General features: G+C 56.8%; 14 protein-coding genes. 10 read left to right on the top strand and 4 right to left on the bottom strand.

Going from position 1 to position 15,250, the window contains the following annotated elements:
* Positions 1–18 precede the first annotated feature (18 nt).
* Positions 19–915 carry an efflux RND transporter periplasmic adaptor subunit gene (locus tag MLE19_RS10165; protein ID WP_240718070.1) on the top strand — a complete coding sequence of 299 codons (897 nt, stop codon included), beginning with the start codon at positions 19–21 and terminating at the stop codon, positions 913–915.
* 3 nt (positions 916–918) lie between these two features.
* A complete protein-coding gene (locus MLE19_RS10160) occupies positions 919–2,982 on the top strand; it encodes an FUSC family protein (protein ID WP_240718069.1) in 2,064 nt (687 codons plus the stop codon).
* On the opposite strand, the gene MLE19_RS10155 is transcribed toward MLE19_RS10160, so the two are convergent.
* Complete coding sequence (locus tag MLE19_RS10155; RefSeq protein WP_240718068.1) at positions 2,963–3,883, bottom strand: LysR family transcriptional regulator; 921 nt, start codon at positions 3,881–3,883, stop codon at positions 2,963–2,965. The genes MLE19_RS10160 and MLE19_RS10155 overlap by 20 nt on opposite strands.
* A 141-nt stretch (positions 3,884–4,024) precedes the next feature.
* Between MLE19_RS10155 and MLE19_RS10150 the strand changes: the two genes are divergently transcribed.
* Positions 4,025–4,417 (top strand): RidA family protein, encoded by a 393-nt coding sequence (locus MLE19_RS10150; protein WP_240718067.1) that lies wholly within the window; start codon positions 4,025–4,027, stop codon positions 4,415–4,417.
* A gap of 14 nt (positions 4,418–4,431) precedes the next feature.
* Here MLE19_RS10150 and MLE19_RS10145 read toward each other — a convergent pair whose 3' ends face one another.
* A complete protein-coding gene (locus MLE19_RS10145; RefSeq protein WP_240718066.1) occupies positions 4,432–5,364 on the bottom strand; it encodes an AraC family transcriptional regulator in 933 nt (310 codons plus the stop codon).
* 166 nt (positions 5,365–5,530) lie between these two features.
* Between MLE19_RS10145 and MLE19_RS10140 the strand changes: the two genes are divergently transcribed.
* Positions 5,531–6,274 (top strand): SDR family oxidoreductase, encoded by a 744-nt coding sequence (locus MLE19_RS10140; protein WP_240718065.1) that lies wholly within the window; start codon positions 5,531–5,533, stop codon positions 6,272–6,274.
* Between the two features lie 99 nt (positions 6,275–6,373).
* Here the strand turns inward: MLE19_RS10140 and MLE19_RS10135 are convergent, their stop codons facing one another.
* The gene (locus MLE19_RS10135) at positions 6,374–9,433 is read right to left on the bottom strand and encodes an efflux RND transporter permease subunit (protein ID WP_240718064.1); all 3,060 of its coding nucleotides are present in this window, start codon (positions 9,431–9,433) and stop codon (positions 6,374–6,376) included.
* On the bottom strand, positions 9,430–10,548 hold the full coding sequence (locus MLE19_RS10130; RefSeq protein ID WP_240718063.1) for an efflux RND transporter periplasmic adaptor subunit: 1,119 nt from the start codon (positions 10,546–10,548) through the stop codon (positions 9,430–9,432). The genes MLE19_RS10135 and MLE19_RS10130 overlap by 4 nt, the downstream gene beginning before the upstream one ends.
* 265 nt (positions 10,549–10,813) lie before the next feature.
* Here MLE19_RS10130 and MLE19_RS10125 point away from each other — a divergent pair, with 265 nt between their 5' ends.
* From MLE19_RS10125 to MLE19_RS10105, 6 genes are all read left to right on the top strand, one after another.
* On the top strand, positions 10,814–11,629 hold the full coding sequence (locus MLE19_RS10125; RefSeq protein ID WP_240718062.1) for a MipA/OmpV family protein: 816 nt from the start codon (positions 10,814–10,816) through the stop codon (positions 11,627–11,629).
* Positions 11,629–12,315, top strand: coding sequence for a response regulator transcription factor (locus tag MLE19_RS10120; RefSeq protein ID WP_240718061.1), 687 nt, complete (start codon positions 11,629–11,631; stop codon positions 12,313–12,315). The genes MLE19_RS10125 and MLE19_RS10120 overlap by 1 nt, the downstream gene beginning before the upstream one ends.
* Positions 12,284–13,732 (top strand): ATP-binding protein, encoded by a 1,449-nt coding sequence (locus MLE19_RS10115; protein WP_240718060.1) that lies wholly within the window; start codon positions 12,284–12,286, stop codon positions 13,730–13,732. Before MLE19_RS10120 ends, MLE19_RS10115 begins: the two co-directional genes overlap by 32 nt.
* 12 nt (positions 13,733–13,744) lie before the next feature.
* Positions 13,745–13,858 carry a LuxR C-terminal-related transcriptional regulator gene (locus tag MLE19_RS23220; RefSeq protein WP_425356807.1) on the top strand — a complete coding sequence of 38 codons (114 nt, stop codon included), beginning with the start codon at positions 13,745–13,747 and terminating at the stop codon, positions 13,856–13,858.
* 262 nt (positions 13,859–14,120) lie between these two features.
* On the top strand, positions 14,121–14,546 hold the full coding sequence (locus MLE19_RS10110) for a Rid family hydrolase (RefSeq protein WP_240718059.1): 426 nt from the start codon (positions 14,121–14,123) through the stop codon (positions 14,544–14,546).
* Positions 14,547–14,676: 130 nt separating this feature from the next.
* Positions 14,677–15,250, top strand: a 574-nt coding sequence (locus MLE19_RS10105; protein WP_240718058.1) for an alpha/beta hydrolase, incomplete at its 3' end; no start/stop codon positions are given.

The following is a 15,250-nucleotide window of genomic DNA, read 5'->3' as shown; positions in this document are numbered from 1 at the left end:
CCTTTGAGAGAACCGTTGATGCGCCCTTCACTTCGTATACTGCTCACCTTGATCATTGTCGCCATTGCCGTTGCTGCCGGTGCCTGGTTATGGCGCTACTATCTTTATACACCCTGGACCCGCGACGCTCGCGTTCACGCCGAGGTCGTTACCATTGCCCCGGATGTCTCCGGCTGGGTGCGCACCCTGAATGTCGCTGACACCGAACATGTAACCCAGGGCGATACGCTATTTGAGATCGATAACACTCGCTACCAGGCAGCAGCGGACAGCGCCCAGGCGACAGTTGATCACCGCCAGGCAACGCTAGAGTTAAGCCGCGCCGAAGAGAGTCGACGCAACCAGTTGAGCAACAACCGAGCGATCAGCGCAGAAAACCAGCAGATCGCCCAGATCAACTCACGGATTGCCGAAGCCGATTTGCAACAATCACAGGCGGAACTGGCCAGCGCCCAGCTTGATTTGGCGCGCACCCAGATAAGTGCTCCCGTCAGTGGCCACATACTCAATGTGCAGCTCAGCGCGGGGACTTACGTCAATCGCGGCTCCCCGGTCATGGCGCTGATTGCTGAAAACTCCTTCTATGTCGTGGGCTACTTTGAAGAGACTAAAATGCCCTCTATCCAGGTTGGCGCGCCGGTCGAGGTCGTGATGATGAATGGCGATACACACCTGGAAGGACGAGTCGTCGGTATTGGGCGTGGCATTGCCGATAGCAACACAAACCTGAATCAGCAGTTGCTACCGCAAGTAGAGCCTACCTTTAGCTGGGTGCGACTGGCGCAGCGTATTCCCGTACGCATTTCATTAAATGATGTTCCCAACCACACTCTGCTAAGCGTCGGCATGACGGCAACGGTACGCGTTCAAACTGATGACTCCGCTAACGAACACCCTAGCCAACAGCCCGAGTGACCTATGTCACCGTTTATCAGTACCTATCTGACGCCCAACGCCACGGCGGTCAAATTCGCCATCAAGACCACCCTGGCCATGATGCTCGCGCTTTACATCGCGCTGCTGTTTGACCTGGAGCGCCCCTACTGGGCACTGATCTCGGCAGCTTTTCTCCAGATCCGCCCCATGAGCGGGATGGTGGTGGAGAAAGGCATTTGCCAACTTGTCGGCACCTTTATTGGCGCCGTGGCAGGCATCGCGATCATGGCACTCTTTGCCCAGGCCCGAATACCTGCCCTTATCGTGCTGACCGGCTGGATCATGCTGTGCACCTATGTCGGTTCGCTGTGGCGTAATAACTACACCTATGGTTGCCTGATGGCCGCGGTGACAGCGATGCTAATCGTGGTGATCTCCAGCGGCAGTTCGCCCGCCGGAATTTTCGATATCGCCGTGGCGCGCCTGACTGAACTGGGGCTGGGTGCAGTGTGCGCCATGCTGGTCAGCTCACTGCTCTGGCCTTCCCATGTAGGCACCCACCTTGCCACCCAGGCCGACAGCGTGATCAACGAAGCCTTCGAACACGCCGCCCTGCGCTTAGAAGCCAGCGATGATATAGCTGCCATGCAGAAGGCACTGCGCAGTAGTCTCGGGCCGCTAACGCTGCTTGAAACCGATAGCCAGGCCGCCCGTTTTGAAGGCCCGGTAGGCCCCGGCCGAGTGCGCGCAACCCACGTGCTAACGCGGCGCACATTGCGCTTTTTCGCCAACCTGCAGGCGCTTCACCAATTGATGCACGACCACGCCGACCGCCTTGCCCCTGAAAGTATCGAGCTCGCGGGCCAGGTAGCGGATGGTTTTCGCGATGCCGAACATGTCAAAGGAGTGGCTGACGCCCGCAAAGCCCTGCAGGCGTTACGCCATAGGGTTCATGAAAGTGAAGAAGAAGCCAGCTTAGCCCCTCTCGACCGTCGTCTCCGCCTGGGGCTACGTGAATCGATCGGTCACGCCATGATTATGCTCGACGCCCGCGAGGCGATTGCCTCACCGGCGAGCCATAAGCTTCGTTCTTCGCCACTGGCCTGGCACCGTGACCACCTCGCCGCCAGTATCAATGCCCTCCGCTCGGGGCTGCTATTTTCGCTGCTGGCAACCTTCTGGATTGTCACTGCCTGGCAAAGCGCCATGATCGCGATGATGCTGGGCACGCTCTTCTCCGCTTTCTTCGCCAGCCGTGACAATCCGCTGGCAATTACCATGATGTTCTACAAGGGCATGCTGGCGGCAATCCCCAGCGCCTTTCTGTTCGGCCATGTGCTGCTCTCACAGGCCAATGGCTTTCCGATGCTGGCCATGCTGTTTGGCACGCCGCTGTTTCTAGGCCTGCTGGGCGCCACCAATCCGGCGACCATGGGTTACTGCCTGGCATTTACCATTTTCAATATCCTGCTCACCATGCCCGGCAACGGCATGGACTTCTCGTTCGACAGTTTCGCCAACCGAGTGGTGGCGGTGGTGATAGGGCTCAGCTGCGTGGTCATGGCCTTTCGTCTGCTGCCAGGGCTGGGCACGCGCCTTAGACGTCGGCGTCTGATCAACGCTATTTCGAAAGATATTCATGAGTTAACGCGGCGCTCGATTCGCGATGCCGAAACCCGCTTCAGCGGTCACATGGCAGATCGCCTGCTGCAGCTTGCCCAACACGACGACATGCTGCCAGAAGAGCAACGCCATCTATTTATTCTTGGCTTGACCGGGCTTGATCTAGGCACCGCCACGCTGCGCCTGCGTGACCGGCTGGATGACGCCCCGCATCCCATCATCCGCGATGCACATCAGCAACTGCTAAGCACGCTGGCGAGCGGGTTTGAAGAGAGCGCCAACGGGCGCCAGCCACAAGGGATTCGTGAAGCAGATAGACAATTGGAAGCGGCGATAGAGGCTTACGGTAACGTACCCGCCGACCGTCGGGTATTGTTGGAGGGCTTGATCGAGCGGCTCGAACTAGCCCTGGAGCGCCTAGCGCGTATTATGGCGGAGCAGCCGACGCACAAACGCTTAACCATCACTGCCGATCAATCCTAGGCGCATGCTGAGCCATTAACTCTACGACCCAATCGATAAACACGCGCAGCTTGGCGCTAACGTGCCTACTCGGTGGAAAGGCGACGTACATAGGCATGGGATCGAGGTGCCAATCATCAAACAAACGCACCAGCTCGCCACGCGATACGTGCTCTTTGGCCATGTACTCCGGCAACCAAATGACACCGAGCCCCGCTAGACCTGCGGCAAGCCCAGCGTTCCCATCATCGACCGAGATCACATAGCGCCCCTGCACGGTGACACGCTCTTCTTTACGGTGCAGGGCATAGGGAAACACCAAGCCCGTGCGTGCCCACCTGAAACCAACAATGTAGTGAGGCGGGAGCGACAGCTCTTGTGGGTGCAAAGGCAAGCCAGCCCTTTCCAGATAGCTCGGTGCCGCGTAAACACCCAGCGGCAGGTCGCCCACGCGGCGTGCCATCAACGATAAATCGGTAAGCTCTCCACCGCGCACCACGCAGTCAACGCTTTCCCCGATCAGGTCCACCATGCGATCACTCACCCCCATATCGAGTTGAATATCGGGATAGCGGGCGTGGAACGCGGGCAGGGCTGGAATCAGGATCATCCGTGCAAACGGGCTGGGCACGTCCACTCGCAGTCGGCCGCGAGGCAGCACTGACGCATTGGAAAGGCTGGTTTCAGCATCATCCATATCGGCCAGAAGCTTGATAACGCGCTCGTAGTAGGCGGCGCCGTCCGCCGTAACGTTAACCTTGCGTGTGGTGCGGTTGAGCAACTTTACGCGCAGCCGTGCCTCTAGTTGTTGTACTAGCTGCGTCACGCTGGTCTTGCTCATGTGAAGTGTTTCCGCTGCCTTGGTAAAGCTGCCCGTCTCCACGACCCGAGCGAATGCCTGCATTGCGTTAAAACGATCCATAGCTGTGCCAAACACCTTGTGATTGTTTGAAATCTACAAACAATGTTGAACAGAATTCGCCGTTTATCCAGCATAAATGCAGGCTTAAAGTGACTTCATCGTAAACAACGGGTCGGCTTCGACCTACTGAAGGAGATTCACATGGCTAAGCGTGACGTCGTTTTTCCCCAGGGCCATCAGGCACTTTATGAACAGAATACCTATTCCGCCGCTATCCGCTCGGGCGATTTTTTGTTCGTGTCGGGCCAGGTTGGCAGCCGTGAAGACGGCTCGCCCGAGCCAGATTTTGCCGCTCAGGTGCAGCTTGCTTTCGACAACCTACAGAGAGTACTGGAAGCAGCGGGCGCGAGCTTCGATGATATTGTCGATGTGACGAGCTTCCATACCGACCCCGAAGCCCAATTCCCTATCTGGTTGGAAGCCAAGGCACGCGCGTTTCCAGAAAAACCTTACCCGAACTGGACGGCGGTCGGCGTGACATGGCTGGCGGGGTTCGACTTTGAAATCAAGGTCATTGCAAGGCTACCTGAGTAAACAAGCCATGCGGCTCAAGCGCCGATTCGTTGCGACGACACTGCGGGGATATTGGCAGCTTCGCTAGATTTTTGTAAGCGCAACGCGTCGCGTTTGGGCGGTGCCTGGAAAAGGCGGCCGTATTCGCGGGTAAACTGCGATACGCTCTCGTACCCCACCTCGAAGGCGGCATTGCTCGCGGAACACCCTTCATCGAGCATCAGGCGGCGCGCTTCGATCAAACGCAGCCGCTGCTGATATTGCCCCGGCGTTAGCGACGTCATGTGTTTGAAGTGCTTATGAAACGAGCTAAGGCTCATGCCCGCCTCTGTCGCAAGTTGCTCCACCGGCACCCGCGATGTGTACTCAGCCCTTAAGATGGCAATGGCGTCGGCAAGGCGGCTCGCATAGCTATCGGGATCGGCAATCTCCCGCAAAGCGGCGCCATGAGGCCCTGACAGCAGCCAATAATGTAACTCCCGCATGATACCCGGGCGTAGTAGCGGCGCTGAATCGGGGCGATCCAAGAGTTTCATCAGCCTTGATGCGCAGTCCATCACCTCGGCTTCAGTGTCTTCGGCAAATAGCGTCTGCATCTCTGAACTTCGCTGAGCGTGAGCACTCCCCATATGAGCGGCCAGTTCGCGCATGATCACCATGTCCAGCTCGACCGCGACCGCCAGATAAGGCTCGCTATGACTCGCCTGCACAATCCTCCCAACGACCGGCATATCTGCACTCACAATCGCTGACTGCCCGGCAGATAACACCCTCTGCTGGAGCCCCACCGTCATCCGCTTGGCCCCCTGCAATACCAGGCAAACCATTGGCTTGTAGATGGACTGCAAATCACCGGCAGCGGTATCGACGCTCATCATGCTGAGCCCCGTCACCGGCGTTAACACCAAGCCATCGCCATTGGCGTGGCGCTTGGCATACGCTTGAACCGCCTGTTTGAGTGAGTTCATAAGCTTTCCTCCAGCCTTTCGACTCAACGTTAGCATGGTGATGGAGGTTTTTCTTCACGCCTGCAGGATCAGGCAAGTTTTGCGCAGGTGTTGGCAAGACCCGCCGCCACCGAATTGTTAAAACATTAGTGGCATTGAGTCCTAAAAATAGACGGAGAGTGAAACCATGAAAACATCAGGAAATACTATGCTTATCACCGGTGGCGGCTCCGGGATTGGCCGTGAGCTTGCTTTACGCTTTAACGCGCTTGGCAACACCGTGATCGTCGCCGGTCGGCGTATGGAAACGCTGGAGGAAACCATTGCAGGCCAGCACAACATGCACGCGATGGTCGTCGATGTCGAGGATCCAAAAGCCATTACCGCCTTTGCAGAGCGGGTCGTCGCCGAGCATCCCAACCTCAATGTGCTGATCAACAATGCGGGCATTATGCGGCGCGAAGACTTGACCCGCACTCGCGACCTGAGCGATGCCGAGCAGACAGTCGTTGCCAATCTGCTCGGGCCGATCCGGCTAACGAACGCACTGACCGACCATCTGGTAAACCAGCCAGACGCGGCAATCGTGAACGTCTCATCCGGGTTGGCGTTTGTGCCGTTAAGCCGCACGCCCACCTATAACGCCACCAAGGCAGCCATCCACTCCTACACAATCTCCCTGCGCGAACAGCTTAAGGGCAAGGTCGAGCTCATAGAGCTAGCTCCGCCCGCCGTACAGACAGAGCTGACGCCAGGCCAGTCGACCCGTGAAGGCTATATGCCGCTCAATGACTACATCGAAGAAGTCATGATGCTGTTTAGCCAGCAACCGACTCCCAAGGAAATTCTGGTTGAAAAGGTCAATTTCCTGCGCTGGGCGGAGCGCGATGGGCACTTCGATCAGGCGGTGGAGATGCTTAACAAGATGTGAGTTCATCCGTAGCTCATAGTGAGAGGTTGGATTCATTCCAGCATTCACGATTAACGGACTTACCATAGAACTCAACGTCGAGTGTAAGCGCTAACATTATTATGCTTGCCTAATCTCCTGATATGGCTGCCGCTTCCAGCAACAGCGCAGCCAGCTCACAAAATCATCGATACAGCTATAAACAACAGGAATCACCAGCAGGCTCAAAAGCGTCGATGTAATCAGCCCCCCAATGACCACAAAGGCCATGGGTGCCCGGAAGCTGGGGTCACCCGCCCATCCCAAAGCAATGGGCACCATGCCTGCCCCCATGGCAATGGTGGTCATGACAATCGGCCGGACACGTTTCTTGCAGGCATCGAGAATAGCCTCCCCGCGATCCATTCCATGCGTCTGACGGGCCATGATGATGTAGTCGACCAGCAGGATTGAGTTCTTGGTGGCGATGCCCATCAGCATGATCAATCCGATCATGGCCGGCAGCGACACTGGCGTCTGCGTGAGGAACAACGCCAGGAAAGCCCCAGGTACGGAGAGCACTAGCGCCACCAGAATGGTGACCGGCTGCGTGAAATCCTTGAGCAGCAGCACCAGCACCATATAGATACACAGCACGCCGGTCAGCATGGCAATCCCGAAGCTTGAGGCAAGCTCCGCCATTTCCTCTGCATCGCCTTCTGCTGCCTGAAACACACCGCGCGGCAACTGACGTAAACTGGGCAGTGCCTGCACGGCTTGTTCGATTTCTCCCAAAGGTTGCCCTTGCAGGCTTACCTCGAAATTGACGTTGCGCAGACGATCATGCCGGGTGATTTCCGAAGGACCGCTGCTCCACTCAACGTTAGCCACGCTCTCCAGCGGCACTGTTCCGTTCGCACCAGGCACTGGCAGCCGTTTAAGTGTCGCTATATCCTCCCGAGCGGCATCCGCCAGCCGGACCATCACCGGCACCTGACGCGAGCTGAAGTTCAACTTAGGAAGATCCTCAGCGTTATCGCCCACTGTCGCGATGCGCAGCGTATCGGCGATGGCCTGAGCCGAGACCCCAAGGTCGGCGGCGCGGGCAAAATCAGGGCGTACAATGAGTTCAGGCCTGACCAGGCTGGCCGTCGAACTCACCGCGCCGATGCCGGGAATGGCGCGCATCTCGCGCTCGACTTGGCGGGCATGCAGTTCAAGCACCCGGCTATCCTCACCGGCGAGCACCAACTCATAACCATCCCCCTCATCGCCTACGCGAGTTCGCACGCCGGGAAGTGTGGCGAGTGCAACCCGCAACTGCTGCTCTATGTCTTGCTGCGAAATGCCCGCGCGGGTTGCGCGATCCGCCAAACCAACGGTCAGTTCCACAGAGGTCACATCAGAGTCACTGCTGCCGGAGTTCTCACCGATGGCCGCAAAAACGCTGACTACATGGCGTTGCGTCACTAGTCGTGAGCGTGCCTGCTCGGCAAGCGCCGCCGCTTCAGAAAAGGTGCTACCGGGCGGCAAGGTAAGCGTCGCCTGGGTCTGGGAATTATCATCGGGGGGTATGAAGGTACCCGGTAGGGTCGAGGCCAGCCAGATACCTCCTGCAAAGCAGACCGTCGCCGCGATAAGCGTTATCTTTCGGTGGCCCAGGCACCAACGGGCGACGACCAGATAGACGCTAATCCACGTTGGTTCTCGCGAGGGATATTGGGGTTTGCGCAGTAGATACGCAGCCAGCATGGGCGTCAGCAGGCGCGCCACCAGCAGCGAAAACAGCACCGCTACCGAGGCCGTCCAACCGAACTGAACGAAGAATAGCCCGACGGTACCACTCATGAATGCCGTGGGTAGAAAAACGGCAATTAGCGTAAAGGTGGTGGCGACGACGGCCAGGCCAATTTCCGCCGCCGCATCCATAGCAGCCTGGCGCGGGGGCTTGTCCATTAGCAGGTGCCGTTCGATATTCTCAATCTCGACAATGGCATCATCCACCAGCACCCCGATCACCAGCGAGAGCGCCAGCAACGTCACCACATTCAGCGAGAAGCCCATCAGGTGCATAAAAGCGAAGGTGGGGATGATCGACAGCGGAAGCGTAACCGCCGCTATCAGTGTGGCACGCCAATTGCGCAGGAAGCAGAACACCACCAGCACCGCCAACGCCATACCCTCGAATAACATATGCATGGAGCCCTGGTAGTTCTCCAGCACCGGCCCGACGAAATTAAAGGCTTCTTCGACCTCTATATGAGGATATTGCGCCTGCAATTCTGCGAGCGCAGACTGCACGCCCTCGGCCACATCCACCTCACCGTACCCCTCGGAACGCGTCATCTCTAAGCCGACGACGGGCACGCCATTCAAGAGTGCAATTGAGCGCCGCTCGGCAACGGTATCGGTCACCGTTGCCACCTCATCAAGACGAATACGCCGGCCATCGCTGAGTGCCAGCTCCATCGTCGCCAGCTCGGCTGCGGATTCAGCGTTGGCGATGATGCGCACGGCCTGTTCGGCTCCGCCGACATCCACACGGCCACCGGGGGCCTCCAACTGCGCCTGACGCAGCTGCCGTGAGATATCCAACGCTGTCGTGTTCATCGCCAGCAGGCGATCCGGATCCAATGCCACGCGGACTTCGCGATCGACCCCGCCGATACGCCGAACCGAACCAACACCGGGCACCGCTAATACGGTCTTGGTCATTTTGTCATCGACGAACCAGGAGAGTGCCTCTTCGTCTAGAACAGAGGAGGTCACCGCGTAGCGTACAATCGGCTCACTGGAAAACTCCCCCTTCCGAATCACTGGATCGCGCAGGTCGGCGGGTAGCTCCGAGCGGATGCGAGCAACAGCGTCGCGCACGTCCTCAATAGCCTCTTGTAAGGACTTTTCCAACCTGAATTCGATAGCAATATCGGCATTGCCATCCGTCAGCGTTGTAGAGATGTTTTTGACGCCGGGGACGGTAGCGATGGCGTCCTCGATCTTGCGGGCAACCTCGTTCTCCATTAAGGCGGGGGCCGCTCCCGGCAATGAGGCGGAGACCTCCACGAGGGGCAGTTGCACATCAGGTAAATCCTGAATAAACAAGCCTCGGAAGGAGATGAGCCCCCAGAAGGTCAATAGGATGAAGAGCAGAACAACCGGAATAGGATTGCGAATCGCCCAGGATGAGGTATTGAGCGTCATACCCCCTCCTCGGCGTCGGCACCGTCCGTTGGAGGTGAATGAAATGGCTCTTCCTCAATCACCCGCACCTGGTCACCGTCGCCGAGAAAAGCACCGCCAGAGGCGACCACCCGGGCATCGGGTTCAAGCCCGGCGCGAATTTCGATTCGATCCTCCGTGTGTTGGCCCAAGGCAACTTTCTGCTCCGTTATTTGGCCTTCACCGCTAACCCGATGAACGTAGCCAAAGCCATCACGGATCTGCACTGCGGATCGTGGTAGCGTCAATACTTGTCGGATGCCCAGCTCGAATTCACCCCGAGCAAACATTCCCGCCCGGGCAACGTCGCTTAACGGTAGGTCGACATAGACCAGGCCATTACGGGTAGCGGTGTCCACTAGCGGCGCGATGGTACGCAAACGTCCTTCGAGCTCGTAGCCGCCTGACAGGGTGACCCTGGCATCCTGGCCGGGTCGCAGCTTATTCAGATCGGAAGCGGCGACCTCGGCCCGCCACTCCAGCCGACCGTGGCGCGTCAATCGGAACAGCTCCTGATCGGCGCCGGTAACAGCGCCAACAGTGGCCGTGCGGGAGGTAATCAAACCGTCGTCCGGGGCGACTATCTGCGTCTGAGCCAAACGTAGTTCTTGGGCTTCATTCTGCGCTTGCGCAACGCCTAGCCGCGCCCTGGCGGTGAGTTCGGCGGTTTCGTATTGCTGAATCTGCTGTTCTGAAAGCGATCCCGTGGTTTTCAAACCGCGGGCGCGCTGGGCGTTGGCATTCGCTTCCGCAAGCGTTGCTTCGGCTTCCGCCACGGCGGCGCGGCTCCTCGCCAGCTCTGCGCGCACCGTCGTGGCGTTATACACGGCCAGCACCTGCCCTTCCGTGACCTCATCACCCACGCCTACCTTGACCTCTACCAGCCGCAGGCCACCGATTTCGGTACCGATAATGATCTCTTGCCACGCAGCGATATCACCATTGGCCGCAATCGTGGTCGGAAGCGTCTGAGATTCTAATGTCGTCACGTTGACGGATAGTGAGGGCTGCGCCGTCGGTTCGGCGATGGCATCGCTTTCCGATGACACCGCCTGAATACATGCCAACGCGGCGGCGCTAGCGATCACGGCAATCATAATGCCGAAACAACTTTTTCTTTTTGGAAATGGCATAATCCAGGCCTGTTGCAAAGGGTTCAATTCATTGATGAAAAAGAAAATCCAAGAATTTCAGTTGAACCACTATCGGCCTGTCTTCCTTTCTCATTTCTTACTGACGTAACGTTTTAAATAAATCGGCACCAGTAAGAAACGCGTAAGATAGCGCTCCTGATGATGGCACTTTCATACCAATCTCACTTGCACACTACCCTCACTTTCAAACCATGCCAGGAGTGCCACCATGAGTTCTCATCAGTCGCTATTGCTGAACAGCCGCCTCACCACTACAAGATTGACGACAGCCGCGTTTATCGGTGGTCTTGTTATTGCTTCTCCGTTGGCGTTCGCCGACGAAGAGAGTTCAGACGAAACCACTTGGGGATTGGGCGTAGGCGCAATAAGCGAACAGGATCCTTATGCTGGTATCGACAGGGAAAACACCCCCTTCCCCTTGCTCCAGGTCGAAAACCGGTACATTAGTGTTTTCGGTCCAGAAATCGAATTCAAACTGCCGAGTCTTGTCATCAGCGACTCCCAACAACTCAATTTCGGTATCGTCGCCCAGTATGATGGTAGCGGTTACGAGGAAGGCGATGCCCCGATTCTCAACGACATGAGTGAGCGCAAGGGCGGCTTCTGGGCAGGGGCAAAGATGGAGTGGAACACCAACTTCGTTGATGTAGGCGCCGAATGGCTCACCGACGTCTCCGGCAACAGTGACGGGCAGCGCTTCGATCTTGGCCTGGAGAGAACGTGGCAAATCGGCGAACATATAATGCTAACCCCTCACGTGGGGGCATCCTGGCAGGACGACAAGTACGTCGATTACTACTTCGGCGTTCGTGATAGTGAGGTTCGCTTCGATCGCCCTGCCTATTCAGGGGAATCGGCTGTCAATATCGAGGCGGGGGTGCGCGGCATGTACCTGTTTGACCAGCATCACTCTGTGCTGATAGGTGTTGAGGTCACGAGCTTGGCTGACGAAATCAAAGATAGTCCGCTGGTAGATCGCTCGACCCAAAACGCCGTGTTAGTTGGCTATCTTTATACATTCTGATGAGCCGTATACTACTGATCGAGGATCACGACCGACTAGCTCATTTAATGTGCAAAGGGTTAGCGGCCGCAGGCATCGCCGTTGATGTGGTTGATCGCATCGATTCGGCTTGGGCTGCTGTCCAGCAGATGCCCTATCAGGCGCTGGTACTCGATCGTGGCTTACTGGATGGCGATGGGCTGCTATTGCTCAAGAAATTGCGCAACGCGGGCCTTAGCGTCCCCTGCCTGGTGTTAACAGCGCGCGATGCGCTGCATGACCGGGTAGAAGGACTCGAAGCCGGCGCCGACGACTACCTGCCCAAGCCGTTTGCCATGGACGAAATGGTGGCACGGGTTAGGGCCTTGCTGCGTCGCCCTGCGGAGTTCCACCCCATCGACCCCAGTCATGGTGATCTGAGACTACATATTGAAAGCGGCATTCTGTTCAACGGCGACAAGAGCATTACCCTCGCCCCGGCGGAGCTGCACATCATGCAGTCGCTGTTATACAAGCACGATGAGGTCGTTCGCCGCAGCGCGCTGGAAGCAGCGGCATGGGGGCTTAGTGAGGCGGTGACACCGAACGCCCTGGATGTGGCCCTACACCGTTTACGCCGCAAGCTGCTTGCCATCGGCTCGCGCCAGCGGATCGCTAACGTAAGAGGAATGGGGTATGCGCTTCGTCAAGCGGATGACGCTAAATAGCCTGAGGCTGAAAGTGCTGTTGGCCTATGTGGCGGGCATGGTGCTAAGTATCACCCTATTGGTAATTGCCGCAGCAGCGATGCTTCAGAGCGATCTACTGGCTCGTATGGACCTGGCCGACGCGGCGGAGGGGATGGTAGATAATATCCAGTTCGACAGTAGTGGTCAGCCCGTCGGTTTCGACGCCAGTATGAAAGACCGCGCTTGGCTATTCGAAGGCCCACAACGCGAGACGGCGTATCGGATTCTGGATGATGCCGGGAACGTGACGGTGGTCTCGAGTGCCGAAGAAACTTTCTGGCCAGCCAAGGGAGAGGTTCAGCGTTTGGCGCGTGGCAACTTTACCTTTGAGTATGATGACAGAACTTTCTACAGTGCTACGCAGCCCTTTGAGCATGGTGGAAGAACGTGGTATCTGCAGTTCGCCGCCAGCGCAAGATTCTTTGATGTCCTCTATCTCGTTGCCTTTCCACCGGTCGTAGCAGGCGTACTGGTGTTTGGTTTTGTCATGTTCGCTGCCTTCGGTTTATGCGCCTACATTACCTTGCGCTTAACCCTCAAGCCGCTGCGTGATGTTTCCAAATCCGCGGCGGCCATCTCGCCGCGCTCCATCAACGCACGACTGAATACGGACGCGGTGCCCGCGGAGATTGCGCCACTAGTGGATAGCTTCAATCACGCCCTGGAACGCCTTGAGCGGGGTTACCGTCTCCAGCAGGAGTTTCTCGCCCATGCCGCGCACGAGTTAAAAACACCACTGGCGTTGATTCGTGCACAGATTGAACTGATCGCGGATGGTAAGAATGATCGCGAGGCGTTATTGAGCGATGTCGAATACATGACGCGGCAGGTGCAACAACTGCTACTTCTGGCCGAAGCGAGCGAGGCACACAACTACCAGTTTACCGTGGTTCGGATGCACGACATTGCCCACGAAGCTTCCACCTACTTGCAACGCATGGCGGAGTCTGCCGACGTGCATTTAACGGTACTCGCCGCCAACGACAATGTGACATGGCAGGCTGATCGCGGGGCATGTTTCACCCTGCTCAAGAACTTGCTGGAGAACGCTATTCAGCATGCCCCCGAGCAATCTCTAGTCAGCATGGAGATCCAGGAAAATATAATAACTGTGCGTGACCGTGGCCCAGGCGTTGAACCAGAGCAATTAGCCCTGCTGTTCTCACGCTTCTGGCGTGGAGCGCATCGGCGCGACCATGGAGCAGGCTTAGGGCTGGCCATCTGCCAAGAGATTGCCATGGCGCACGGCTGGGAGCTTTCGGCCCATAACGCCCATCCCGGGTTGATAATGACCTTATGCAGAGAAAACGAGGCCAGTGAAAGCGATTCCCGCGAAAATATTACCAGCAAACGAATGTACCATCGTCAAGATGAACGCCCACCTAAGGCCATTTAAAAAGGCAGTGGCATGGGTATCAGCCACAGCACTGTCAGTGCCCATGTTGAGAGCATTTTCCGAAAACTAAACTGTGCCGCACGTGCTGCAGCCACACTCAAGACGCTCACGGCAGTCCTGCTTTAAATGGTTGGTATTACGAATTGCAGTGCGGTTTGGCGAAAACGTAATACCAGTAAGAAACGAGAAAGAAAAGTAGGCCGATAGTGGAACCATAGGCTCGTCGAACATAGACGCTCTTAACCAGAATACAAATTAGCGACGACGTTGACTGCATGTATTGAATACATGCTGACAACCAGAGGCCATTACTCATCCAACAGAGTATCAGGCGCGATTGAATGGTCATCCTTACAAGCGACCCTACGAACTTACTAAGGAGGTGGTCATGCAAATTTTAAGACGCAAACCGTTAAACCCGCCCAACCTGCCCAATACTTTGTCAGAAGGTCATAGCCAAGCGGTAGTCGTTCAGGGAGGCACCCGGGTGCTGATGTCTAGCCAGGCTGGGGTGGATACCAAAGGAGAGCTGGCGGGCCCCGAACTGCCCGAACAAACTGAGGCGGCGTTGGACAATATCGAACGGTTGCTATCAAGCCTTGGTGGAGATCTATTTAGGGTGGTGATGTTGAGAATCTACTTAGCCGAATCCGCACGCTACGACCAGCAAGTAGTGATGGAGGCGCTGAAGCATCGATTCCCCATCGCCCCGCCGGCTGCTACTTGGTTGATTGTGTACGGCCTGGCAGAACCGGAATGGTTAATCGCTATCGAGGCCGAGGCAGTGCTACCGGGGTTTGCCTTAAACAGTTAAATAACCGTAACAGTCAACATAATCACGCTACTCGTTAAACACTACATAACCCGTCTGCCCGACCATGCTAAGTAAGAGGGAGCACATTTGTGACTCTCTGTTAGAGGCAAGCACCTACAGAGAGGGTTCCATGATTAGCCGCCTTAGCGTTCTACTTTTCATACTCTTTCTGCTGACTTCCTGCGCTGTGCCGCCGGATTCCGCGGGTTTTCAACCCTCAGAAAATCTGCCTCGCTATGATCAGGAGAGTTTTGATCAATATGTGCACGATACACGTGCATGGATTGCGAATAACCGCGTTTTCATCAGTGAAGACCGCGACCTTGAAATACAGCTCAATACGCCGTTCGAACTCAGCCCTGATAAACCGGCGAAACGCGGCATCCTGTTAGTTCATGGACTGGGCGCAAGCCCGTGGTATTTCATCGATATCGCCACCGCCATGGCGAATGACGGCTGGCTGGTTCGCTCCATTCTTCTGCCTGGCCACGGCACACGCCCCGCCGACCTGATGCTGCCTGATAATGATGATTGGGAAAAAATCATTGCCCATCACGCCAAACTGCTGGCAGCCGAGGTCGATGAGCTTTGGCTTGGCGGTTTCTCCACCGGCGGTAACCTAGTCACCTCTCATGCGTTCACAGACGACAATGTCGATGGCCTGCTGCTGTTTTCTCCTGGGTTTTACCCCGATACCCACTATC

Source organism: Vreelandella neptunia, from assembly GCF_022489065.1.
Classification (GTDB): Bacteria; Pseudomonadota; Gammaproteobacteria; order Pseudomonadales; family Halomonadaceae; genus Vreelandella; species Vreelandella neptunia_A.
The sequence above is the reverse complement of the archived record's forward strand: the minus strand, read 5'-3'. Positions and strand labels throughout refer to the sequence as shown.

Coding starts and splice junctions, on each gene's coding strand:
- MLE19_RS10165 (WP_240718070.1), top strand. CDS start 19: ATGCGCCCTTCACTTCGTATACTGCTCACCTTGATCATTGTCGCCATT.
- MLE19_RS10160 (WP_240718069.1), top strand. CDS start 919: ATGTCACCGTTTATCAGTACCTATCTGACGCCCAACGCCACGGCGGTC.
- MLE19_RS10155 (WP_240718068.1), bottom strand. CDS start 3,883: ATGGATCGTTTTAACGCAATGCAGGCATTCGCTCGGGTCGTGGAGACG.
- MLE19_RS10150 (WP_240718067.1), top strand. CDS start 4,025: ATGGCTAAGCGTGACGTCGTTTTTCCCCAGGGCCATCAGGCACTTTAT.
- MLE19_RS10145 (WP_240718066.1), bottom strand. CDS start 5,364: ATGAACTCACTCAAACAGGCGGTTCAAGCGTATGCCAAGCGCCACGCC.
- MLE19_RS10140 (WP_240718065.1), top strand. CDS start 5,531: ATGAAAACATCAGGAAATACTATGCTTATCACCGGTGGCGGCTCCGGG.
- MLE19_RS10135 (WP_240718064.1), bottom strand. CDS start 9,433: ATGACGCTCAATACCTCATCCTGGGCGATTCGCAATCCTATTCCGGTT.
- MLE19_RS10130 (WP_240718063.1), bottom strand. CDS start 10,548: ATGATTGCCGTGATCGCTAGCGCCGCCGCGTTGGCATGTATTCAGGCG.
- MLE19_RS10125 (WP_240718062.1), top strand. CDS start 10,814: ATGAGTTCTCATCAGTCGCTATTGCTGAACAGCCGCCTCACCACTACA.
- MLE19_RS10120 (WP_240718061.1), top strand. CDS start 11,629: ATGAGCCGTATACTACTGATCGAGGATCACGACCGACTAGCTCATTTA.
- MLE19_RS10115 (WP_240718060.1), top strand. CDS start 12,284: ATGCGCTTCGTCAAGCGGATGACGCTAAATAGCCTGAGGCTGAAAGTG.
- MLE19_RS23220 (WP_425356807.1), top strand. CDS start 13,745: ATGGGTATCAGCCACAGCACTGTCAGTGCCCATGTTGAGAGCATTTTC.
- MLE19_RS10110 (WP_240718059.1), top strand. CDS start 14,121: ATGCAAATTTTAAGACGCAAACCGTTAAACCCGCCCAACCTGCCCAAT.